Below are 22,674 nucleotides of genomic sequence, written 5' to 3'. Positions count from 1 at the left end.
TCCGGCGTTTGAGCGGAAGTCTTAGCAATGACCTACAACAATGGCCAGACAATGACACTACGTGCCCCGAACGGGCATCGTGTGCGGGTCCGGTTTGAGGTAAATGCCAAGGCCAGACGGCTGATTCTGCGCCTCGATGAACGCCGCCGCGAGGCCGTCGCCGTCGCCCCGTCACGCCGACAGATCAAGGATGCTGCAGCCTTTGCTGCAGAACGCGCCGACTGGATCTCGATGCGCCTGCAGCACCTGCCGGAACCTGTCCGGTTCGAGGAAGGCGCCATGATCCAGTATCGAGGCGCCCCGCTCCAGCTCACCTCGGAAGGCGAGGGACGGATCGCGAAAATCTGGCCTGAAGACGAAATTTCCCCGAGATTACTGAGTGTTCCGGGTGACCCGGAGACGATGGACCTGCGTGTGATGCGCTTCCTCAAGAAGCAGGCCCGGGCGGACCTGACCCGCGCGGTAAAGCGCCACACGGCCACACTTGGCGTCGTCCACAAGAGCATTTCGGTGAAGGATACGCGCTCGCGCTGGGGGTCGTGCACGCATGACGGGCAGCTTTCCTTTTCCTGGCGCCTGATCATGGCCCCGCCGGACGTGCTGGACTATGTGGCCGCGCACGAATGCGCTCACATCCTTGAGATGAATCACTCGCCGAAATTCTGGGCACAGGTGGCCAGATGCTGCCCGGACTGGAAGCGTCACAGGTCCTGGCTGCGCACCCATGGGGCAGGCCTGCAGGCCGCCGGAGAATAATCCGCATAAAAACAAAGACCCGGCCCCTTGGGAAGGTGCGCCAGCGGCGGGAGAACTCGTGCGCAGAACCCACCTCAGTACACAATACGGATTCCATACTCTACTTGCGTTAGGCGGTGGCCGGAGACTCGGAGGATTCTTCCACAGCCTCGGCTGCCGGGGTCTCTGCTTCGCGCGGTGGGCCGAAGCTGATCAGCATCACGCCTTCACCGCCCTTCACCTCACGATGAGGGCCGAGGAAGTTCAGCGTGCCGTCCGGACGGAGCTCTGCAACGATATCGGCCTTCGGGCGGTCGCGCTTGAAGTGCTCGATATCGTAAGTTTCGGTCAGGCGCGTCTTCGAGAATTCCCAGCCGCGATAATGGTCGCGGATCAAGCTATCATAGCTGCGGCCCCGGCGGATCAGCGTGCGGCCACGCGTGGAGAGGCCCAGTGTGCGGTGATCGTCTTCCTCGGTCTCCTGGGCCGATAGCTGGAACACTTTGTGGCGGCCGAGTTCCGGCGCGAAATGACTGGAGACAAGCGCGTTATAGGGCTCGTTCGCCGACAGGCCGAGCACCTGGTCAAAGGCCGAATGGTCCAGCCGCACTTCGGCATCTTCCGACAGGACCTCACCAAAGAAGGTGCTGAGGCCGGCTTCGCGCGCGGGGCGCAGGCGCCGCCAGGTATTGTCCGCCAGGATCGGCTCGATGCCGATATCCTTGAGCGTGCGGGCAAAATCGATGCTCCACGGATTGACGCCGACCAGCAGCACGCCTGGCCGCTCCTTGCGGGCGAGGCCCAGACGCCGGGCCAGCGGGCCAATGGTGAAGCCGTGCAGTACGACAGTCGTGAACACCATGGCAAAGGCCAGCGGCGTGATCTGTTCGGCGCCGGAGAAGTAGAATTTGGAATCGCCCTGACGGCCGAGATCGGCGAGCAGGGTCGCGAACAGGCTGGAGACGGCCACGGCAACCACACCGCGCGGCGCAATCCAGCCGAGCAGCAGCGCCTCGTTCCGCTTCAGCGTGCCGAAGGTCGAGATCCAGACAGACAGCGGGCGCACAACGAACAGCATCACCATCAGGAAGGCGAGCGTGTTCCAGGTCAGCGCCCGCCGGATCACGTCCGGCGTCAGGTTTGCCGTCAGGATCACGAACACGCCGGAGACGAGCAGGACGGCGATATCTTCCTTGAACTTGCGCAGCTCATTGAGGCCAGCGAGGCGCGAATTGGCCAGCGTCATGCCATAGGCGGTGACGGCGACGAGGCCGATCTCCTTCTCGATCATCTCGGCCATGGCGTAACAGAGGATGATCGAGGCGAAGATGATCGGCGCTTTCAGGTATTCCGGCGTCCAGCCTTGACGGAAGGCGCGCACCATGCCGAGGCCAAAGGCGATGCCGAGGCCGACGCCCAGTGCCGCGGCGAAGACGATCATCGCGCCTTTGCCGAGAATGGACTCGCCGGTCGCGGCAACTCGGATGATTTCAAAGGCGGCAACGGCGAACAAGGCGCCCACCGGGTCGTTGACGATGCCCTCCCATTTCAGGAAGGCCCCTGCCCGGCCACCCAGCTTAGACTGGCGCAGCAGCGGCATGATCACCGTCGGCCCGGTAACCACCAGTACGCCCGCAAACACAACGGCGCTGCCCCAATCGAGTCCGGCCACATAGCGGGCCGCGAGCGAACCCAGAAACCAGGCCAGAGGTCCGCCAAGGAAGACCATCCGGCGCACGGCGGCGCCAGCTTCGCGCAGGGTCTCGAATTTCAGGACAAGGCCGCCCTCGAACAGGATCACGGCCACAGCCAGCGACACGATGGGGCGCAGCAGCTCCTTGCCGCCGCCATTGAACACGCGCTGCGGGTCCAGCAGTGCCTCACCGAAAATCACGGCCCAGAGCGGGCCGACGGCAAGGCCTGCCAGCGCCATCAGCACGATGGCCGGCGCCTGCAGCCGCCAGGCGAGCCATTGCGCGCCGATCCCCAGCGCGCCGATCAGGGCGCAGGCAAAGATAAGCTCGCTTGACCCCGCACTCGCCAGGGCAATCTCAAAGCCGTTCATATGTATCCCATCTCAGGTGATGCCCCAGCGGAAACCTAAACGTCCTGCTGGTTCGTGTCATCTGCGAAGTCAAAGCCGATCACCCGGCTGCCGTATTCGCCATTCTTGTAGCGTTCGATCTGATCGGTAAACCAGTTCAGAATGTGGGAGTAGATGTGATCATAGAAAGGCAGCTGGGTCTCGAAACTGATTGGCAGCTTGAATTCGTATTCCGAACCGTCCTCGATGCTGACCTTGAAGGTCTCACCCACTTTCCGGCATTCCATCGTGATGCGCAGCCAGTCATTGCCACGGGACAGGCGCACAGCCAGGCCGAATGCCACCGGTGACAGCGTACGGAATCCGCGTGGCGGCATCGAAAACGCGGCATCGCCATAGGCTTTCGGCTCGAACTGGCCCGTTGGCGGCACCAGGTAGACGCAGGGTATCTCGCCCATGCCGATATAATCACACAGGCCGCCACGGATCTGTTCGGCGAGGCCGCGAATCCGGTCGTAATTCTCGGTGGCCAGCGCCTGATAGATCTCAACGGTCTCGACCAGCTTGTCTAAACGGGACATGGCTGCGGGCCTCCAAACATTCGGGAAAGTGCGTTACCGGAACAGATCTTACGGCTCCAGCGGGCGTCCTTCAAACTGCAGTGTCGTGGCCAGCGGACAATGGTCCGAAGCCTTCGGCTCGCTCCAGCCTACGCCAGGAAAACGTGCCCCCTCATAACGCCGCGCGCGAAAAGGGGTTCCCGCACGAACGATGCGTACGTGTGGTCTCGCATTGCGCTGCGCAAGTGCCGGGGAGAGGAAGATATGGTCCAGCGCGCCATATGTGTCGTCGCCATTATAGTGGTGGGTCCACCGGTCATACGGGTCGGCGACGGAATGGGTGACGAGGTCGACAGCAAACCCGTCATCGATCAGGGGGCCGAGGCCATGATCGTGCAGGGCTTGCCCGTCGCGTTCGAAATAGTCGTTGAAATCGCCAAGGATCACCCATTCGGCAGAGGCGGGATCCGGAAAGCGGCGCTCAATGATCAGGCGCACGGCCTGCGCTTCGGCCTCCCGGATGGCGCGGGTCCTGTGCCGGCCGCCGAACATTGACTTGAAATGACAGACGAAAAGCGTCAGCACGCACCCGTCCTTCAGGATATCCGCCTCAAGGCAGTCGCGCCGGAAGGCATAGTCGTTGACGCTCAGTCCATTTGGCGGCTTCAGCCCAAGCGTGCCATAGGTCTCCCGCGCATGACTGCGATAGTGGATCACCGGGAGGCGCGACAGGAGCCCGACATCAATGCCGCGGGAGTCATTCCCCTCCAGGAGGACGCGTTCATCGAACTCGGCCCCGGACCAGCGCGCCAGGTAGCGCGTGTCGAACGCGGTCAGCGTGACAAGGTTCTCCACCTCCTGCAGGGCGCAAACCTCGGCCTGCGTGACCGCCAGCGCCTCGGCGGTCAGCGTCCGGTCATCCTCCGAAAGGACGTCAAAGACCGAATCCACCTGCTCCGCGACCACCGCATCGTCGACCTCGGTCAGCCGCTCGCGGGCCCGCGCAATGCCCGTATGGGCAAAATCGCAGCGCATCATCAGGTTTTCGCAATTGAACGTGGCAAGGCGGAGAACAGGCATTCCGGGGAGTGTTTAGGTGCGTCGCCGGCGGGGTCAATCTATGCCGCCCTGCGCCCCGCAAAGCGCGCAGCAGTCGAGGCGCGCTCTACTGCTCCCGCATCCGGGCGGAAGTCTGCGGGGATGGAGGCGCGGCCGAGTTCGACGCAGATGCCGGGCTGGATGCCACTTCCGAAGGCGGCAAGCGTTGTGCGGGCGGTTTCCAGCATGACGGCTTCGTCTTCGACGACCTGTCCGAAACGCGCGGCCAGCGGCCCGACCACGCCATAGGCGAGGAACACGCCGAGGAAGGTGCCGAGCAGCGCCGTACCGATCATCGCGCCCAGTACGGCAGGTGACTGGTCGATCGAGCCCATGGTGCGGATGATGCCCAGTACGGCGGCCACGATGCCGAGCGCCGGCAGAGCGTCAGCCACGGTGTGCAGCGCGGCGACGGCCTTCATACGGCGGCCAAGGTTCTGATGGATCGACTGGTCCATATGCGCCTCGGCGCGGGCCGGGTCCGACAGGTCCAGTGCCATCAGGCGGAAGGCGTCGCAGATGAGGGAGCGGGCCGCCTCATCGTCGCGGATGGTGGGCGCGGCGGCGAAGGTTTCGGACTCCATGGGGTTTTCGATGTCGGCCTCGATGGAGACAAAGCCGCCCCTTCGGGCCTTGCGCATCAGCGTGCCGAGTAGGACCAGCATCGACTGGTAGTCCTCCTGCCGCCATTTGGCGCCGGTGAACGCCTTAAGCACCCCCGCCCCGGCCTCTTTGGCGACGGCGGGCGAATTGCCGATGACCAGCGTACCCACGGCGGCCCCGCCAATCAGGGCGAGTTCGAGGGGCAGCGCCTCCATCGCCATGTGGCCGCCCGTGAACACAAGGCCGCCAAAGACGAGCGCGACAACAAGGACAAGGCCGATCAGCTGAGGCAAGGACGCATTCCTTCGCGAAGAATACACCACTTTCGCACGGGGGTCTTAAGCCAAGGTTGCGCCCGGATGAGCAAGAGGGCGTGCCCCGGCGCGCGATTATGTCTATAAAAACAGAACCCGAGTGGAGTTCCGTCATGCGCGTTGCGACCTTTGCCATCTGTCTTCTGGCCACCCTGCCCGCCGCGGCAGAGCCGGTGCAGGCGGCGGGTGACTATCGCACCTGCCCGGCGGAGATCAGTGAAGAGGGGCGCGGCCTCGTGGCCAAATCCTGCGGTACGCTGGCCGTGCCGGACTTTTCAGGCGTGGAATTCCAGTCTGCCGGCGAGATGGAAGATGCCCGATCGCTGCGCGACGGCTTCCTGCTGGGCGTGAAAGTGTATGGACGCTGTGTGTCGGACTTCATCACCGCGCAGCAGCAGCCCGGCACTTCAGCCGACAGCCCCGCCGCCGACCAGGCCGCCTGCGCGCATTCCTGGGCCGAGAACAAGGCGACGGACGTGATCCGCGGGTTCGGACAGGCCTGCATCGCCTACGCCAACCGCTCTGTCATGGACATTCGCCTGCCGGTCTATGACGGCCCGTGTTATCCGGAGACGGACGAGACCGGGGGCTGAGCGTCAGCCCGCGACCAGCCCTTCGGTGCCCAGCATCGCGTCATGTTCTGCCACCAGGTGGCCGGGGGAAACCTCGACGAGTTGCGGGCGGTATTGTTCCGCATCTGCATCATCGACCAGTTTGGACTTCATGAAGCGCAGGGCCGCGCGGCTGTCGAGCGGGCTTGGCAGGTCGCCGGAGAGTTTCAGCTTTTCGCGCGCCTTCTCGCTTTTCGGGTCCGCATTCGGCACGGCGGCGATGAGGGCCTTCGTGTAAGGGTGGCGCGCATCGGTGTAGATCGCGCCGCGCCCGGCCAGCTCCACCACACGGCCAAGATAGAGCACCATGACGCGGTGACTGATCTGGCGCACAACGGCGAGGTCGTGGCTGATGAAGATCATGGCCAGCCCGAACTCCTTCTGAAGCTCGATCAGCAGGTCCACGACCTGCGCCTGCACCGACACGTCGAGTGCAGAGACGGCCTCGTCGCAGATCACCAGTTTCGGCTTCAGGATCATCGCGCGGGCAATGCCGACGCGCTGGTTCTGGCCGCCGGAGAGTTCGTGCGGATAGCGGTTGATGAGGGCCGGATCGAGGCCGACGCGCGGCAGGATCTCGCGCACTTTCGCTTCGCGCTCGGCCTTTGAGAGCTGCGGCTGGTGCACCTGCAGCGGCTCGGCAATCGAAGCGCCGATCGACATTCGCGGGTCGAGGCTGGCCAGCGGGTCCTGGAAGACGATCTGGAGATCGTCGCGCAGGCTGTTCATCTCGCTCTGCCCCGCCTTGGTGATGTCGCGGCCCAGCCAGGCGACCGTTCCGTCCGTCGGCGGAATGAGCTTCAGCACGCCGCGCGCAAGCGTGGATTTGCCGCAACCGGATTCGCCGACGACGCCCAGCGTCTCGCCGGGCTTCAGGTCGAAGGACACGCCATCGACCGCTTTCAGCGGCTTGCGTTTGCCGAACAGGCCGCCTTTCACCTGGATCGGGAAATGGATCTTCATGTCCTCGACCCGCAGCAGCGGTTCGGCACTGTCTGCCGGCGGCGGCATCAGGGCCGCGCGGCCCGGACGGTCTGCCTCATCGATGCGCGGCACCGCGTTCAGCAGCATCTTCGTATAGTCGGCCTTCGGCGCGTAGAAGATCTCGTCGGTGCTCCCCTCTTCCACGATCTCGCCATGGCGCATGACGATGACCCGGTCGCACATACGGGCGACGACGCCCATATTGTGCGTGATCAGCGCAATACCGGTGCCCGTCTCACGCTTCAGCTCGTCCATCAGTTCCAGCACCTGCGCCTGCACCGTGACGTCCAGCGCCGTGGTCGGTTCGTCGGCGATCAGGATTTCCGGATTGCACAGCATGGCGATGGCGATCATCACGCGCTGGCGCATGCCGCCGGATAGCTCATGCGGGAACTGGTTCAAGCGGCGGACGGCTTCAGGAATGCGCACATTCTCAAGCCATTCGACGCAATGCTTGTCGGCCGCCTCACCCTTCTCGCCGGTATGAAGTGCCAGCACTTCGCGCATCTGCGCACCGACGGTCATATGGGGCGTGAGACTGGTCAGTGGGTCCTGGAAGATCATCGAGACACGCGCGCCTCGGATCTGGCGCAGCGTCTGGATCGGGGCGGTCAGCATGTCGGTGCTATCGAACAGGATCTCGCCGGTGGCCTTCCCGTTGCCAGCCAGAAGCCCCATCGTCGCAAGCGCCGACTGGCTCTTGCCGGAGCCGCTTTCCCCGACGATGCCAAGGCATTCGCCGGCGGCCAGATCGAAATTGATGCCCTTGACGGCGTTCACGGCGCCATCGGGTGTGTCGAACGTGACCCGTAGGTCTTTCACGGAGAGTATGCTCATGGCCTTCATCTGTAGCGGCCGCGGACAGGCGCGCAACAATCGGGCGCAGAAAAATGGCCGCGTCCGGGGAGGGACGCGGCCAAGTTACCAAGTCTTCCGCAAAGAAAAGGGATATAAACGGAAGCTCAGGGAGACTTTAGAACTTGTAGCCGAAGCCGAGACCAACAACCGTCGGGTTGATGTCCACATCGGCTTTCACCGTGGCGCCGAGGGCGGTGGTGAAGTCGACGGTGACGTCGCTGTTGATCCAGATCTTCTTGACGTCGGCGTTGAATGCCCAGCCGCCCGGTACGCCATCAAGGTCGTAGTCGAAGCCGACTTGCAGCGCCGGACCAATGCTCGAGTCATAGTCGATGCTGTCGGCGGTGGAGCCTTCGTCTTCATTGTAGAAGAGCGTGGCGTTGATGCCGGCACCGACATACGGCTTGAACTTGCCGCCATTGTCGAAGTGGTATTGCAGCGTCAGCGTCGGGGGCAGAACCCACACATCGCCGAGTTTCACGTCAGCACCACCAACGGCAGCCACGTTCGTGGCGGTCACGTCATGCTGCGTTGTCGCCAGGATCAGCTCGGCAGCGATGTTCTTGTTGAAGAAGTAGGTGATGTCGAGTTCAGGGACGTATTCGTCGCTGATGTCGACGCTGCCGCCGAGCGCAGCACCGGCGACCGACAGGTCAGCCGACTCGCTTGGCATGACACCGATGACACGGCCGCGGATCATCCACGGATTGCCTTCGGCCGCTGCGGCCCCCGCAAAAGTTGTCCAAGTTGCGCTCGCCAGGAGCGCGGCACAGAAGAGGCGTTTCATGTCTTTCCCTCCATGAAAAGAATGCCGATGGGCAGGAGATAGACCCCTGTTTTTTTAGATATAATTAGCCAGTTTGACGCGCGCCGAGGTGCCGCGCGACACGGCCGCGCAATTAGGTATTTCCCCGAATTGTGAGGGGCTTTGCGCTCATGCAAATTCACAGAACGCAACCCGAGATGGGATGTGTTAACGCCGGTGAACCCTATTGTGTTCGTCAGGGCGGAACGCCGCATCCATCTGCCGGGGGCTTGCGTCTTGTCCCCTCCCTCCGCAAGAGTGCGCGCGCTGTATTTGAGGAGCCGCACCCATGCCTGTTTTGAACTTCCTGACCACCTGTATTTTTGACTCCGGCGCGCTCAAGCAGCTGCCGAATGTCGTAAAGACTCTGGGGATCACCCGCCCCTTCATCGTCACCGATCCCGGCATCAAGGCCGTCGGCATCCTGGCGAAAGTGGAAGACGCGCTCGGCATGGCTCCGGCGGGCGTATTTGCCGACACTGTTCCCAACCCGCTGGAATCCCAGGCCAAGCAGGCGGCGGAAGCCTACAAGGCCAGCGGCGCCGATGGTCTGATCGCCGTTGGCGGCGGCTCGTCCATGGACCATGCCAAGGCCATCGGCCTGTTGGTCAGCCATCCCGATCCACTGGAAACCTATGCCGCAATCACCGGCGGCGCGAAAAAGATCAAGAAAATCCCGCCGCTGATCGCCATTCCGACAACGGCGGGCACGGGCTCTGAAGTCTCTGTCGGTACCGTCGTGATCCTGGAGAACGGGCGCAAGGAAACTATCGTGTCCCCGAACCTGATCCCGGCCACTGCGATTTGCGACCCGGACCTGACGCTCGGCCTGCCGGCCATCCTGACCGCCGCGACCGGCATGGACGCCCTCACCCACTGTATCGAAGCGGTGCTGGCCCCGGCCGTCAATCCGCCTGCGGAGGGTATTGGCTATGATGGCGCCTGTCGTGCGTTTGGCGGCGGCTGGCTGAAGAAAGCCGTTCAGGACGGCTCCGATCCAGATGCCCGCTGGCACATGATGATGGCCAGCTATGAGGGCGCGCTCGCCTTCGTGAAGGGGCTTGGCGGTGTCCACGCGCTGTCTCATGCAGCCGGGCGCCTGAAGGACAAGAAGCTGCACCATGGCACGCTGAATGCGATTTTCCTGCCGCACATCCTGCGCTTCCATGAAGGGGCTGCAGACGCAAAATACGCCCGCCTGCGCCAGGTCATGGGCCTGAAGGAAGGCGCAGACCTCGCCGACGCGATTGCGAAACTGAATGAAGACATCGGCATTCCCGCCACGCTGAAGGAATTGGGCCTTGGCATGGAAGACGCCGAAGGCATCGTGGAATACGCACTGAAAGACCTTGCGCACTTCGGAAATCCGAAGCCTATGAGTGCTGACGATTACGCAAAGGTCTACGAGACCGCGCTCGGATAAGGAGCCTCACTCATGGCGCGAAAGTTCGCCCCGATCCTTAAGATGGCCGCCGGCCATCATGGCGGAAGGGCGAACGCGCTGGAGATGTCGCAAAACTCGCACACGGTGGCGGACCTTTCGAAAGTGTCCGCCGACCGTTTGCTCTCGGTCATGACACGCTGTGTGTTCAATGCTGGGTTTAACTGGAAAGTCATCGACGCGAAGTGGGACGGGTTCGAAGCGGCCTTCGAAGGCTTCGATCCCGGCAGGCTCGCTTTCTTCGGCGACGAGATGCTGGACCGTCTGGTCTCGGACGAACGCATCGTGCGCAACGGCCAGAAGATCAAGGCCACGCTGGAGAATGCGAAATTCGTTGCGGACGTGGAGGCGAAGGAAGGCGGCTTCGGGAACTTCCTTGCCAGTTGGCCGGCGAATGACCAGCTCGGCCTGATGACAGCATTGAACAAGCGTGGCTCCCGTCTTGGCGGGGCGACCGGTGCATATTTCCTCCGGTTTGCGGGCTGGGATGCTTGGATTGCCTCTTCCCATGTCTGCGCAGCGCTGGTGCGCGAAGGCGTGCTGGACAAGCCGCAGGCCACGTCAAAGCGCGACCTCACCGCCCTTCAGAACGCGATCAACGCCTATCACGATGACAGCGGCCTGCCACGCGCCCAGATCAGCCGACTGCTCGCCTTGAGCGTCGGCTGACGACCAACTCATCTGGGCCAGGCCCCTCAAGCCTGCGGAACGAAATTGCCGTGGAAGCCGGGCGGGATGCGGTAAGGTATGTGCACTTCTGCCACCGGCGGCGCGGTGAAGTTCGCCGCATCCAGCACCACGAAGTCTGACGTGCCGGACTCGACATTGCTGACATAGCCGATCACCCAACCCTCGTCTTCACCAGCGTTTTCATGCGCTGGCACGAACACGAATTCCGCCGGCACCCGGCCCGGGCCGAAATCATGGACGTCACGTTTGCCTGTACCAAGATCATGCTTGAACAGACAGGTCGCGCCGACAAAGCCGTCATCTGCCTGATCCGGCAAGGCCACGGCATAAACATAGCGATAGGGCTTGCCCGTCAGGCGTTCATCATAACGCGGGAATTCCTGCGGCGACGGGTCGACCACCTCACGGGTCACCGTCTTCGCGACCGGATCCATGGTCAGGGATTCGAACTTCGCCGTTGGCGAGTCAGGCCCGTGTCCGTCCGTATCAAACATGGTTTCATAGACGCAGGCATCCATGACCACTTTGCCGTCTTCGGTTTCGTAAGCGTTTGCGGGATGAAAAATGTAGCAGGGATCGACGTCACACCAGATGATGTCCTCCCCCCTGCTCTCGCGCGGCAACAGGCCGATGCGGGCCTTGTGTTTCGGGTTCCAGCGGAAGGGGAAGCTCGCTCCGCCCATCAGGGCCGACATGGAGAAGGTTACCGGCAGGTCCATCACGATCACATAGTTTGGCGTGATCTGGCAGTCATGGATCATCGGGCCGTTCTTGACGGCGATGGGCTCATTGCGGCGGACATGGCCGCTCGTATCGACCACGGTGTGCCAGATCGTATCCGGGTGCTGCGCCTCATAGCAGATCGCATGCATCTCGCCGGTGTCCGGGTCGACGTGCGGGTGGGCGGAATAGGATTCGCCCAGCGTGCCGTCGAAATCGGAATGCGCGACCGTCGTCAGGTCGTCCGCCATCTCGACCGGATAGCCGCCCGCTTCGACAATTGCCCACAGCTTGCCAGCATGGCCGACAATGTTGGTATTGGCGACATCCGTACGCGGATGGCGCGGGCCAGGGGCACGCGGCTCCCCCAGCGCATCGCTGACCGCATTGGAGCGGACCCAGCGGTTGCGGTACCAAAGGGCCTTGCCATCCTGCAGGCGGATGCCGTGGATCATGGCATCGCCAATGAACCAGTGATGCGTCGCGGCGTTCACCTTGGCCAGCGGGTTTGGCCCGTTGCGAACATAGAGCCCGTTCAGCGCTGCGGGAATTTCACCCGTCACCTTCAGCGCCGTATCGGTCACTTCTTCCGTAACCGGCGTATGCAGGCCTTCCAGGAAAGGGTTGGGGCCTTTTGACTTCTTGCGTTCGCGATTGAAGTCGGCGATGGCCACGACACCTTTGGTGACGACGCCTCGAATGGCAGATTCTACAGGGCTGGGCATGATCAGTGACTCCGTGTCGCGTTGCGGGAAAGAGAAACTATGTTTACAGTGCTAACATGACATCGGATGATAACACTGTCAACATGAAGTCGCGCGACGGGCGATACCATCATGGCGACCTGCGCTCGGCCCTCATCGAGGAAGGCCTCGCTCAGCTCGACGTGAAGGCCCCGGATGCCGTCAGCCTGCGTGAGATCGCCCGCAATGTCGGCGTATCGGCGACGGCAGTCTACCGGCACTTCCCGGACAAGGCCGCGCTCCTGAACGCGCTTTGCAGCGTCGGCGGCGAGCGCCTGGCCGAAGCGTTCCGGGAAGCGATGGACGGCGCTGAGGATCAGCGGGCGGCGTTCCGCGCCATGGGCCGGGCCTATGTGAAGTTTGCCCTGCGCAATCCATCGGTTTTCCGTCTGATGATGACGCAGCGCCCGCCGGAAGGTGACCGCAACGAGACGCCCTGCGCCACCGACAAACCCTTCGGCATGCTGTCTGACACGTTAAGCGGTCTGATGCCGGCCGAGGCCTCGAAGGAAGACCGGAAGATCAAGCGCCTGCAGGCCTGGTCCATGGTGCATGGCCTGGCCATGCTAATGCTGGACGGACAGGTCCCGCGGGACGAAGCGCTGGTCGATCAGGTGATCGTTGCGAGCTTTCTCTAAACGGATCAGGCTCTAGGCTGATCCGCGAATCCGGCGCATATTCCGGTGATGTTTCAGAACCTTGCTGCGCTCGCGTCCAATCTCGGTCTTATCTTCTCTGCCCTGGCGATCGGCTCGTCATGGGTGGCGGCCATTGCGGCGCCGAATTGCAGTTTTGAGGAACTGGATGGCAGCCGGGCCGACCGGCACGTGCGGGAATTGCTGCACGCCACCTCCACCCCCATCGCCGGCATGATGCTGGCAGCCGGGGCCTGTTTCCTGCTGGCAACCCATTGGGCCGCCGGCGTGACCGCCCTGCTCGCGGCCTTCGGCTTCTATTCAAATCGCTGGATGCTGGCCCCGAAAACCGGCAAGGCCCCGCATGGATCGCGCACCAGCCGCAAGGGCCAGCGAGCCGTCTCGGTCAGCCTGTCACTGATTTTCATGCTGGTCGCGATCATCGCCGCGATCCTTGGAATGGTCGGGATCTGAGCCCTGACTGTTTTCAGGGCCTATTCGTAGACCAGCCACATACAGCCAAGCTCATGCAGGCGGCGGAAATTATCCGTCGAACGCCGGGCCGCATTGCGCGCCGCTTCACCGGCGGATTTCCGGTTCGCCGCCAGCATCAGCACGCAGGCCGCAAGCCCGACGAAGAACATCCACCAGGCCACGGTGATCGTGCCAACCCCACCAACGAAGCAAAGCCCGTAAGCGATGGCATCCAGCGTGCGGAAACGCAGGCTGTTATGCGGGCCGAACTCGTTCAGCAGGTCCGGCTTCTTGTGCAAGGCCTCAGCATCGATCGCGAAGCGCTGGTCGGCATGATGGAACAACACCGCCCGGGTCATACGCCCGCCCTGATGCGGATTGGGTTCGCATTTAAGGAACATGGGTCAGCCTCTCCGGCGGTTAAGGCCTAAAAACTAGCAGCTGCTCCTTAACCCGAGACGGGCACGAAATTGAAAGTTTCAGGCAAATTCAATCGACTGCGTTAACCTGCCGGTAAGGCGCCTGGCTGGCGAATCCATTTGCCACATCCGGATTGCGGCCATATGCTGCAGCGCAACATGAAAGGTTGGTAAGGCGATGCTGTACTCCCTTGTCGAACTGAACCGTGCCGCAATGGCGCCGATGCGTCTGGCCGCGCGTGCAGGCCGTATGGCACTGCACTCCTCGATGAATCCCATCGCGAACACAGATTACGGCAAGGCGCTGATCGCGTTTGCCGACGTGTTCGAAAGCGCCACCCGCTATTATGGAAAGCCCGAATGGGGTATCGAATCGGTCAAGATCAACAGTGCCCCGGTGGGCGTGACCCCAACGGTCGCGTGGAAATCGCCTTGGTGCAATCTGGTGCATTTCCGCAAGGATCCGGACGCGCTGGCCTTCGCCCGCAAACCCGGCGCTGCGCCCTTGCCGCGCATGCTGATCGTGGCGCCGCTGTCGGGCCACTATGCCACCCTGCTGCGCGGAACGGTGGAAGGTTTCCTGCCGACCCATGATGTCTACATCACCGACTGGGCCGATGCGCGCATGGCGCCGGTCTGGCTCGGCCGGTTCGATCTCGACGATTACATGGACCATGTCCGCAAGATGATCACCCATATCGGCCCGGGTGCGCACGTGCTGGGCGTCTGCCAGCCCGGCCCGCCGGTCCTGGCGGCGATCTCGATGATGGCCGAGGATGATGATCCGAACCGCCCGGCTTCAATGACCTTCATGGGCTCGCCCATCGACACCCGCCGAAGCCCGACCGTGCCGAACGAACTGGCCGAGGAACGCGACTTCAGCTGGTTCGAGGAGAACATGATCCACACGGTGCCGGGCCCCTATCCTGGGGCATTCCGGCGCGTCTATCCCGGCTTTGTCCAGCTTGCCTCCTTCATGAACATGAACTGGGGCCGGCACGTCGATGCGCAGTGGCGCTTCTTCAACCACCTCGTTGAAGGCGATGGTGACAATGCCGGCAAGCACCGAGAATTTTACGACGAATACCTGTCGGTCCTCGACCTGACCGAAGAATTCTACCTGCAGACCATCTTGCGCGTGTTCCAGGAACACCATCTGCCGCGCGGTATCATGAAATACCGCTACACGCGCCAGATCCGTCCGGAAAAGATCCACGACGTGGCGCTGATGACGGTGGAAGGCGAGAAGGACGACATTTCCGGTATCGGCCAGACGCAGGCCGCGCATGATTTGTGCACGAGCCTGCCGAAGGAGATGCAGCTGGACTATATCCAGCCGGGCGTTGGTCATTACGGCGTATTCAACGGCAATCGTTTCCGGACCGAGATCGCCCCGCGCGTAACCGAGTTCACCCGCCGCTTCACCCAGCGCGAGCTGGACGAGGCCGCGCTGGACCGTCACTAGCTGCGTTTCAGACGTACCGTCAGGCAATCCGCAGGCAGGCCCGGATCAGCAGGATCCGGCGTGCGAAGGTAAGCTTCGGCTTCTGCCATGGCAGCGGCTTGCGCGGCTTCGTCTCCGGCCGCCGCATCGACCCGGCCCAGATTTTCCTGCCCCCTGCAGGACAGGCCCTCGATCCGGACGGCGCCATCTTCAGCGGCATGCAGGCTGACCGCGAAGGGCAATTCGGTTCCATAGGGCACGGCCACAAGATCTTCGAGCACCGCACCGGCATTGCCAGCAGGCGCGTAGCGGACCTTGTAGACCAGGCCCGTTTCGAGCCGCTGTACCGTGAAGCGGGTTTGCAGGCTGGTCAGCCAGTCGACCATGGCGCGGTTCCGGTCTGCCTTGGCCCGCTCCTGCTTCAAGGTGGCGAAGGCGTCCGCCATTTCGGCCAGCGGATCGAGCACTGCCTCCGGCCGCGCATTCGAATGCAGCACACTCGCCGGCGGCATCAGGCCGGACCCGTTCGGGCCGCTCGCGACATTGTACTGGCCATAGGTGAGACAGGCAGTAATGCCGGCGGCGATCGCGGCCGATGACATCTTCGCCAGAATGGACAGGGTCAGCATGGGGCGGCGGTCTCCGGTTGTCCGAAAACCTGTTTCTCCGCTGATTTCGTAAACAGGGCCCTTCCCTCCGGAATGCATACGTTTTCAACCTCTCCCGCCTTGCCGGGGAGAGGCTGCAAAGGGCATGCCGGGCAGCGTCCTTAGTGGTCGATTTCGTGCGGCGCCGGGACGATGTGGCCGCCCTCGTCCTCATGCGGGTGCAGCGGCATGAGCGCCATCAGGATGGCCAGTCCCACACCGGCACTCAGCGCGATCAGGCTGCGCAGGGGCGGCTCTTCCTCCAGCGGCTCCATCAGCGGCCCGGTGGCCACATAGAGCAGGAGGCCGGCGGAGACCGCGAACAGGCTGCCGACAATGTCAGGCGTCAGGCCATACATGAACGGCGTTGCGACGATGACGCCCAGCGGGGTCGTCGCCGCAGAGGCGATGAACGCCCAGATAAACGCTTCACGGTTCGAGAAGCTGTGGCGGCGCAGAATCGCGAAGGCGATCACGCCTTCCGGAAACTCGTGCAGCATCAGAGAGGCCGCGGCATAAACGCCCGAGGAGAAACTCGCGGCGAAGGTGACCGAGTAGATCATGCCATCCAGCAGGGAGTGGATTGCCACAGCCGCCAACGGCGTGATGGCTGCGGCCCGCCCCCGGTCGGAGTGTTCGGGAAACGCCGCGCCGATCCCGAAATGCAGAACGAGACCACCAAAGAAACCGACCATCAGGAAGACCGGCGTATGGGTGCTGAGCTCAAAAGCTTCCGGCGCAATGTGCAGCAGGGTCAGGCTGACCAGCATGCCCCCTGCAGCCAGCGCGAACAGGCCGGAATAGCGCGCACTCCAGTCCCCGCGCACCGACACGGTGATCAGGCCGAGCGTCGTGATAAAGGCGGCGGTCAAGCCGAACAGCAAAGGGGCCTGGAGGGATTCGAGCATGTGTGCGTAAACCGGCGGCGTTCGTGAAAATGGCAGAAGGACTTCTGCAAGCCCCGCCTTGATTAAATGTGATATAGTATCACAATCGGGTTCGCGACAAAAAATATTGACCTTTCTGCACTAATCCACTGTGTGGCGCACCGGAGGCCCACAATGATTTCAATCCGTTTCTGGCCGGTTGCGGCCTTGTCCGCCGCCACCTTGCTGGGACTTGCTGCGTGTAGTCCGGCCGGCGCGCCTTATGAGCCGCCGCCCGCACCAGCCCCTGAGGCGGCACCGGCAGATGACGCGACAAGCCTCGCTGCGCCAGCCGCCGTCGAATCAATCGAAGAGGTCCATGACCACGAAGAAGGCCATGCCGGCGAAGCGCATGTACATGGCGGCGGAGAGCTCGCGATTACGCGGGAGGATGACTTCCTGACGGTCAGTCTCGATGCCCCGCTCGCCAATTTCGGCCTCTCCGAAGCGAAAGTGCCGGAAGGCGCCAAAGCCGAGAGATACGCCGAAGGCATCGTTGAGCCGATCGGACCGACGGTCTGCGAAGAAACGGAACGCTCCATCACTGGCCGCACCGACGGCGCCCATGGCGCGATGACCGTGTCGGTCGTCTGGCGCTGCAGGAAGATCGACCGGGTGGAGGGCATGCTTGTGCATGTCTTCGAGCTCTACCCGGCGTTTGAACATATCGACGCGATCTATCTCGGCCCTGAAGGCCAGCAGGTCGCCAAGGAACTCACCCCAAGCGACACAGAGATCGATTTCGACTGATGCAGCCTGAGACCCCCGGCACGGATGCCATCCGGGTAGACAGCCTTCGTTTTGCCTGGCCGGGGCATCCGCCCGTCCTGGATATCGAGAGCTTCACCCTTGGCCGGGGCGAAAAACTGTTCCTGCGCGGACCATCCGGGTCCGGAAAGTCGACCCTGCTGGGCCTGATCGCCGGTGTGCTGAGCCCGGAAACCGGCACAATCAATGTGCTGGGCAATGACATGGCGATGCTCAGCGCGGCGAAACGTGACCGCGTGCGGGCCGATCATCTGGGCGTCATCTTCCAGATGTTCAATCTGGTGCCCTACCTGTCTGTCACCGGGAACGTCACGCTGCCGCTGCACTTCTCCCCTGCCCGCCGCGCAAAGGTCGGCAAGGACACCGAAGGCGAAGCCCGCCGCCTGCTTGGCCGGCTGGGCCTGACGGATGAAACCCTGCTCGACCGGCGCGTCTCTGACCTCTCCGTTGGCCAGCAGCAGCGCGTCGCCGCCGCTCGTGCCCTGATGGGCGGGCCGGACATTGTGATCGCCGATGAGCCGACCTCCGCCCTCGACGCCGATGCCCGAGACAAATTTATCGAACTCCTTAGCGAAGAGGCCGGGCGCACCGGTGCCGCGCTCCTGTTCGTCAGCCACGATGCAAGCCTCGCCCGCCTGTTCGACCGGGCGGTCGACCTCTCCGAAATCAACAAGGCGGGGGTGAGCGCATGAAGGCCCTGTTTGCCCTTGCCTGGAAAAGCCTGCTGAACCGGCGCGCCTCGGTTCTGCTGACCCTGCTGGCCGTCGCCCTGTCGGTCGCTCTGTTCCTCGGCGTCGATAAGGCCCGCACCGGCGCGCGCGAAGGCTTCGGCCACACGATCTCCGGTACGGATCTGATTATCGGCGCCCCGACGGGCAGTGTGAACCTTCTGCTCTATTCGGTCTTCCGGATGGGCAATGCGACGGCGGAGATCTCTTGGCCGACCTATCAGGAACTGGCCGCGCGAGATGACATTGCGTGGACCGTGCCGATCTCTCTGGGCGACAGCCATCGCGGCTTCCGCGTGATGGGCACGAACCATGCCTATTTCGAGCACTACCAATATGGCCGCGGCCAGCCGCTCCGCTTCGCCAAAGGCGTCGAGATGGATGACCTGTTCGATGCCGTGATCGGCGCCGACGTCGCCCGCGAACTTGGCTATGACATCGGCAGCCCGCTGGTTCTCTCGCATGGGCTCGGCAAGGCAGACTTCGGCTCGGGCCACGAGAACCGGCCCTTCCGCGTGGTTGGTATCCTCGCGCCGACAGGCACGCCGGTCGACCGCACCGTGATAGTCTCCCTTGAAGCCATCACGGCCATTCACGTCGGCTGGGAAACCGGCGCCAAGAATCCGATGGCGGACTCGATCACCGAAGACATGATCCGCAGCTTCAATCTGACGCCCAAGACGATCACCGCCGTCTATGCCGGTCTGAAGCGCAAGGGCACGATCCTGCGCACGCGCCGCGAGATCAATACCAACAAGGGCGAACCGCTGATGGCGATCATTCCCGGTGAGGCCCTGGCCGAGCTGTGGAGCGTCACCGCCATGGCTGAGCGCGCCCTGCTGGCGGTTTCTATTTTCGTGATCGCCGTCGGTGTCGTCTCGATCCTGACATCGATCCTGACCAGCCTGAACGAGCGGCGGCGTGAAATGTCCATCCTGCGGGCCGTCGGCGCCCGCCCGGGACATATCTTCGGTCTGCTGACACTGGAAGCCGGACTGATCGGTTTCCTCGGCGCCCTGCTCGGCATTGTGATCGTGCACGGCCTGATCCTGATAGCCGGGCCGATCGTGATGCAGCGCTATGGCATTTCCCTCGGCGGCACAGGACCCGGCATGACAGACCTTCTGACATTGCTGGCCGTCACTGGCGCCTCCCTGCTGGCCGGGGCCATTCCGGCCTGGGCCGCTTTCCGCAGATCCCTCGCTGACGGCCTGTCCGTGAAGTTGTAGCAAGGTTGTCAAACCCGTCTGGCACATCCCTCCCTGAAAGCCTAAGAAAACAGTCATGAAGCGTTCTCTCCTCCTCCCCGCCCTCGTTCTGATCAGCCTGTCGCCCGCCTGTGGCCAGGCCACTGCGCCCCCCGCCGACGCGGAAACGCCTGCCGAAGTGAACGTCAGCACGGCTGAGCCAGCAGGCCCGCAGGTTGGTGACAAGATCGGCGAGAGCGAAGCCGAACAGGCCGCAAAGGACTCTTCTGTTGCCGCAGCTGCGGCTGCAGCCCTGAAGGAGCAGGAAGAAATCAAGGCCCGCGGCGTCACCGAGATCGGCTGGGAAGACCTGATGCCGGAAGGCGAGGAAGAGCGCCTGCAGAAAATGTACGCAGCCCAGATGGCAACGCTCTATTCCATTCAGGAAGGCTCCGCCGCCGATACGGCCACGCAGATCGGTTCGTTCAACACGGTCGACACCTATGACGGCAAGAAGATCCGCATGCCGGGCTACACCGTGCCATTCTCATACGATGCCAAGGCCGAGATCCGCGAATTCCTGCTGGTGCCCTATTTCGGCGCATGCATCCACGCGCCGCCGCCGCCGCCGAACCAGACCATATTCGTGCGTACCGAAGATCCGATCCTTCTGAAGGACTTGCCACAGGCCGTCTGGATCGAAGGCACGCTTCATGCACAGAAGCAGGAAAGCGACCTCGCGGACGCTGCCTACATCATCGATCTGACCCGGGTGGAGAAATACGAATACTGATGGCGCGATACAGGGCTGGTACCTCTGGCCGGACTCGAACCGGCACTCTGTTGCCAGAAGCGGATTTTGAATCCGCCGCGTCTACCAATTCCGCCACAGAGGCCCTTATCGGGAAGGCTCTCCTGCCCGAGCCGGGCCTGCCCGTCAATCTACCCCGGGCGGCATATTAACAGGACGTACTGAGCGCACATGAGTGTCACCGACGCCGGAACCGAAAAAACCCTGCTTCAAATCGTCGAGGCCATGGCCGCCGGCGCACCGGAAGACGGGTATACGCTGCGGGAAATCTTCGACCGTCTGGATGAAAGCGCGTTCGGCGCGGGCCTGTTCCTGCTGGCCCTGCCTTGCTGCATTCCCTTCCTCTATGGCGTGCCGCAAATCGTCTCGCTGCCGATGATGGCGCTGGCGGCACAAATGGCCCTCGGCCATGAGCAGCCCTGGCTGCCGGATGCCCTTGGAAATCGGAAGATCGACCGCAAAGGCCTGACCGCCATGGCCCAGGGCGGCCGCAAATGGCTGGGCTGGATCGAGACTTTCTCCAAACCCCGCTTCGCCAAAATTACAGGTCCGCGCTCTGAACGCCTGCTCGGTTTCGTGCTTTGCATCTTCTGCGCGTCTATCCTGGTGCCGCTGCCGATGACCAACACGGTTCCCGGATTTGCGGTGGCGCTGGCTGCCTTCGGCCTGATCAACCGGGACGGCATCCTCGTCATTATCGGTTGCGTTCTCGGGATCCTCTGGGTGTCGATGCTGCTCGTTCTGGCCCTGCCGGTAGCGCTGGCGGCCATTCACTTCGCCCTGATGTGGGTCCTGGGAAATTTCAGCTCGTGACGCTGCGCCGCACTTTTGCTGGCGGGGCAGCATGCTAGCGTGCCGGCGATGAGCATCCTTCAAAGTCTTCTCAAGGACTGGAAATGGCCGGTCGCCGCGGTTGTGGTGTCCGCCCTGATGCTTGCTGCGGCCCACGCCTTCGAAACTTTCGGCAAGCTGTATCCCTGCCCGCTCTGCCTGCGCCAGCGGGAGGTGTACTGGGCCCTCATCGCCATGACCCTGACAGGGCTCGCCCTCTGGAAACTGCGGCCGACCCGGCGTTTCCTGGTGGCACTGAACGTGCTGATCGGGCTTGTCTTCGGCGTTGGCGTCGTCGTCGCCTTCTATCATTCCGGTGTCGAGTGGAAGATCTTCCCGCCCCCGGCCGGATGTACCGGCAGCGGCCCGATTGATCTCATGAACATGGACGCGCTGGACCGGCCGATGACCGTGCCGTCCTGCACCGATGCGCCATTCTATGTTCTGGGCCTGTCCATGGCCGGGTGGAACGGCGTGATCTCGGCGATCCTCGCCGCAGCCAGCTTTATCGCGGCCGGGGCGACCTTCCGGGGCCGCAACGAAGCCTAGATCACGTTCAGGTCGATCAGCGTCTGCGCGCTTTCGATGATCGCTTCTTCTTCGGTCCGCGGCGTCCAGCCCAGAATGCGGCGGGCCTTCTCGTTCGAACAATGCCGCTCCCGGCCAAGCTCCGGCACAACGGCCTTCAGGGGCGGGTTCACCAGCGTCAGCGCCTTCAGCAGCCAGTCTGGCAGTTCGCCCTTCGGAAGTTTCTTGCGGTAGTCCGGGAATTGCTCGCGCAGCACGTCGGCCACTTCGCCCATCCACATGAAGCGGCCGGACGCCAGGAAGCGCTCGCCAGCGGCTTCCGGCACCGTCATCGCCTTCACATGCGCATCGGCGACATCACGCACATCGACCACACAGAAGCCGACCCGCGGCGAGGCCGGCGCCTTGCCCGTCATCAGCTGGGTAATGATCTGGAGCGAGGTGGAAACATCCGCGCTCATCGCCGGGCCGAGCACGGCGGAGGGATTGATCACCGAGAGCTCCATGCCGGCGCCCTCCCCGGCCATAAAGTCCCAGGCGGCCTTCTCGGCGATCGTCTTGGAGCGGGTGTAGGCCGTATTGTCTTTCAGATTGTCGGGGTTGGACCAGTGTTCCTCGGTCAACGGATTGGGCCGGGCGTCGCCCCAGCCATAGGCAATCGCCGCCATGGACGAAGTCATCACCACGCGCTTCACACCGGCCGCCTTGGAGGCCTTCAGCACGCGCAGGGCGCCGTCGCGAGCCGGCCGGATCAGCTCCTCATGGTCTTTTGGCATCACGGCCAGGAAGGGTGAGGCGAGGTGCTGGACATAATCCATGCCCTCAACGGCCTCCGCCCAGCCGACATCGCTGGTCAGGTCTGCCTCGACGATCTCGATATGGACCGGCTTGCCGGCATAGTCGCTCAAAATCGTGTTCAGGGGTGTTTCCCTCGAAACGGAACGGGCCGTACCCCTCACTTCGTGTCCGGCTTCCAGCAACTGGTGGATGACATGACCGGCAATGAAGCCGGTGGCACCGGTGACAAGAACTTTGGCCATGCGAGTCTCCCTTTTCAGGCGTGATCAATG

At 63.0% G+C, this 22,674-nt stretch carries 24 protein-coding genes and 1 tRNA gene; 13 read left to right on the top strand and 12 right to left on the bottom strand.

The annotated features are described in order from the left end of the window. Nucleotides 1-27: 27 nt before the first annotated feature. A complete protein-coding gene (locus HY17_RS01360; protein WP_034761407.1) occupies nucleotides 28-756 on the top strand; it encodes a M48 family metallopeptidase in 729 nt (242 codons plus the stop codon). Between the two features lie 109 nt (nucleotides 757-865). Here HY17_RS01360 and HY17_RS01355 read toward each other — a convergent pair whose 3' ends face one another. The 4 genes from HY17_RS01355 to motA are packed head-to-tail and all read right to left on the bottom strand — an operon-like array spanning nucleotide 866 to nucleotide 5,333. Continuing rightward, nucleotides 866-2,800, bottom strand: coding sequence for a sodium:proton antiporter (locus HY17_RS01355; RefSeq protein ID WP_051599508.1), 1,935 nt, complete (start codon nucleotides 2,798-2,800; stop codon nucleotides 866-868). A 35-nt stretch (nucleotides 2,801-2,835) separates the two neighbouring features. Next, nucleotides 2,836-3,360 (bottom strand): hypothetical protein, encoded by a 525-nt coding sequence (locus HY17_RS01350; RefSeq protein ID WP_034761406.1) that lies wholly within the window; start codon nucleotides 3,358-3,360, stop codon nucleotides 2,836-2,838. Nucleotides 3,361-3,408: 48 nt separating this feature from the next. Next, a complete protein-coding gene (locus HY17_RS01345) occupies nucleotides 3,409-4,419 on the bottom strand; it encodes an endonuclease/exonuclease/phosphatase family protein (protein ID WP_034761404.1) in 1,011 nt (336 codons plus the stop codon). Nucleotides 4,420-4,457: 38 nt separating this feature from the next. Next, entirely contained in the window at nucleotides 4,458-5,333 is an 876-nt protein-coding gene (motA, locus tag HY17_RS01340; RefSeq protein WP_034761402.1) for a flagellar motor stator protein MotA, read from the bottom strand. A 134-nt stretch (nucleotides 5,334-5,467) separates the two neighbouring features. On the opposite strand from motA, the gene HY17_RS01335 reads away from it, so the two are divergent. Then, complete coding sequence (locus tag HY17_RS01335) at nucleotides 5,468-5,947, top strand: hypothetical protein (protein WP_034761400.1); 480 nt, start codon at nucleotides 5,468-5,470, stop codon at nucleotides 5,945-5,947. Nucleotides 5,948-5,950: 3 nt separating this feature from the next. Here HY17_RS01335 and HY17_RS01330 read toward each other — a convergent pair whose 3' ends face one another. Together HY17_RS01330 and HY17_RS01325 are read right to left on the bottom strand one after the other, a co-directional pair. After that, entirely contained in the window at nucleotides 5,951-7,786 is a 1,836-nt protein-coding gene (locus tag HY17_RS01330; RefSeq protein ID WP_034761398.1) for a dipeptide ABC transporter ATP-binding protein, read from the bottom strand. 136 nt (nucleotides 7,787-7,922) lie between these two features. Next, complete coding sequence (locus HY17_RS01325) at nucleotides 7,923-8,594, bottom strand: OmpW family protein (RefSeq protein ID WP_034761396.1); 672 nt, start codon at nucleotides 8,592-8,594, stop codon at nucleotides 7,923-7,925. Between the two features lie 307 nt (nucleotides 8,595-8,901). On the opposite strand from HY17_RS01325, the gene HY17_RS01320 reads away from it, so the two are divergent. Both HY17_RS01320 and HY17_RS01315 read left to right on the top strand, forming a co-directional pair. After that, on the top strand, nucleotides 8,902-10,035 hold the full coding sequence (locus HY17_RS01320; protein ID WP_034761394.1) for an iron-containing alcohol dehydrogenase: 1,134 nt from the start codon (nucleotides 8,902-8,904) through the stop codon (nucleotides 10,033-10,035). Nucleotides 10,036-10,047: 12 nt separating this feature from the next. Then, on the top strand, nucleotides 10,048-10,722 hold the full coding sequence (locus HY17_RS01315) for a DNA-3-methyladenine glycosylase I (RefSeq protein ID WP_034761392.1): 675 nt from the start codon (nucleotides 10,048-10,050) through the stop codon (nucleotides 10,720-10,722). A 26-nt stretch (nucleotides 10,723-10,748) separates the two neighbouring features. Here HY17_RS01315 and HY17_RS01310 read toward each other — a convergent pair whose 3' ends face one another. Next, on the bottom strand, nucleotides 10,749-12,188 hold the full coding sequence (locus HY17_RS01310) for a carotenoid oxygenase family protein (protein WP_034761390.1): 1,440 nt from the start codon (nucleotides 12,186-12,188) through the stop codon (nucleotides 10,749-10,751). A 56-nt stretch (nucleotides 12,189-12,244) separates the two neighbouring features. Here HY17_RS01310 and HY17_RS01305 point away from each other — a divergent pair, with 56 nt between their 5' ends. Next, a complete protein-coding gene (locus tag HY17_RS01305) occupies nucleotides 12,245-12,844 on the top strand; it encodes a TetR/AcrR family transcriptional regulator (RefSeq protein WP_051599507.1) in 600 nt (199 codons plus the stop codon). Nucleotides 12,845-12,892: 48 nt separating this feature from the next. Beyond that, nucleotides 12,893-13,315 carry a hypothetical protein gene (locus HY17_RS01300; RefSeq protein ID WP_051599506.1) on the top strand — a complete coding sequence of 141 codons (423 nt, stop codon included), beginning with the start codon at nucleotides 12,893-12,895 and terminating at the stop codon, nucleotides 13,313-13,315. 20 nt (nucleotides 13,316-13,335) lie between these two features. Here the strand turns inward: HY17_RS01300 and HY17_RS01295 are convergent, their stop codons facing one another. After that, nucleotides 13,336-13,716: a hypothetical protein gene (locus HY17_RS01295; protein WP_034761387.1), complete on the bottom strand. Its 381-nt coding sequence runs from the start codon at nucleotides 13,714-13,716 to the stop codon at nucleotides 13,336-13,338. Nucleotides 13,717-13,912: 196 nt separating this feature from the next. On the opposite strand from HY17_RS01295, the gene HY17_RS01290 reads away from it, so the two are divergent. Beyond that, complete coding sequence (locus HY17_RS01290) at nucleotides 13,913-15,199, top strand: polyhydroxyalkanoate depolymerase (protein ID WP_034761383.1); 1,287 nt, start codon at nucleotides 13,913-13,915, stop codon at nucleotides 15,197-15,199. Here HY17_RS01290 and HY17_RS01285 read toward each other — a convergent pair. Then, nucleotides 15,196-15,807, bottom strand: a complete 612-nt coding sequence (locus HY17_RS01285) for a hypothetical protein (protein ID WP_034761381.1) — start codon at nucleotides 15,805-15,807, stop codon at nucleotides 15,196-15,198. The two genes, HY17_RS01290 and HY17_RS01285, sit on opposite strands and share 4 nt — an antisense overlap. A 140-nt stretch (nucleotides 15,808-15,947) precedes the next feature. Then, entirely contained in the window at nucleotides 15,948-16,733 is a 786-nt protein-coding gene (locus tag HY17_RS01280; protein ID WP_051599505.1) for a ZIP family metal transporter, read from the bottom strand. 153 nt (nucleotides 16,734-16,886) lie between these two features. Here HY17_RS01280 and HY17_RS01275 point away from each other — a divergent pair, with 153 nt between their 5' ends. From HY17_RS01275 to HY17_RS01260, 4 genes are read left to right on the top strand one after another with little or no spacing between them, the layout of a single operon-like run. After that, complete coding sequence (locus HY17_RS01275) at nucleotides 16,887-17,501, top strand: DUF2796 domain-containing protein (RefSeq protein ID WP_034761378.1); 615 nt, start codon at nucleotides 16,887-16,889, stop codon at nucleotides 17,499-17,501. After that, nucleotides 17,501-18,211: an ABC transporter ATP-binding protein gene (locus HY17_RS01270; protein WP_034761373.1), complete on the top strand. Its 711-nt coding sequence runs from the start codon at nucleotides 17,501-17,503 to the stop codon at nucleotides 18,209-18,211. The genes HY17_RS01275 and HY17_RS01270 overlap by 1 nt, the downstream gene beginning before the upstream one ends. Then, nucleotides 18,208-19,476, top strand: coding sequence for an ABC transporter permease (locus HY17_RS01265; RefSeq protein ID WP_034761368.1), 1,269 nt, complete (start codon nucleotides 18,208-18,210; stop codon nucleotides 19,474-19,476). The genes HY17_RS01270 and HY17_RS01265 overlap by 4 nt, the downstream gene beginning before the upstream one ends. Before the next feature lie 55 nt (nucleotides 19,477-19,531). Beyond that, entirely contained in the window at nucleotides 19,532-20,227 is a 696-nt protein-coding gene (locus tag HY17_RS01260) for a DUF3299 domain-containing protein (RefSeq protein WP_034761364.1), read from the top strand. 16 nt (nucleotides 20,228-20,243) lie between these two features. Here HY17_RS01260 and HY17_RS01255 read toward each other — a convergent pair. Next, a tRNA-Leu gene (locus tag HY17_RS01255) sits at nucleotides 20,244-20,330 on the bottom strand. A gap of 86 nt (nucleotides 20,331-20,416) precedes the next feature. On the opposite strand from HY17_RS01255, the gene HY17_RS01250 reads away from it, so the two are divergent. Further along, nucleotides 20,417-21,058, top strand: coding sequence for an exopolysaccharide biosynthesis protein (locus tag HY17_RS01250; RefSeq protein ID WP_051599504.1), 642 nt, complete (start codon nucleotides 20,417-20,419; stop codon nucleotides 21,056-21,058). Nucleotides 21,059-21,106: 48 nt separating this feature from the next. Continuing rightward, the gene (locus HY17_RS01245) at nucleotides 21,107-21,625 is read left to right on the top strand and encodes a disulfide bond formation protein B (RefSeq protein ID WP_034761360.1); all 519 of its coding nucleotides are present in this window, start codon (nucleotides 21,107-21,109) and stop codon (nucleotides 21,623-21,625) included. Here HY17_RS01245 and HY17_RS01240 read toward each other — a convergent pair. Beyond that, nucleotides 21,622-22,644: an aldehyde reductase gene (locus HY17_RS01240; protein ID WP_034761356.1), complete on the bottom strand. Its 1,023-nt coding sequence runs from the start codon at nucleotides 22,642-22,644 to the stop codon at nucleotides 21,622-21,624. The genes HY17_RS01245 and HY17_RS01240 overlap by 4 nt on opposite strands. Nucleotides 22,645-22,674 lie beyond the last annotated feature (30 nt).

The organism is Hyphomonas sp. CY54-11-8 (assembly GCF_000682735.1).
GTDB lineage: Bacteria > Pseudomonadota > Alphaproteobacteria > Caulobacterales > Hyphomonadaceae > Hyphomonas.
Note: the sequence above shows the minus strand (reverse complement) of the source record. Positions and strands in the feature narration are given on the sequence as shown.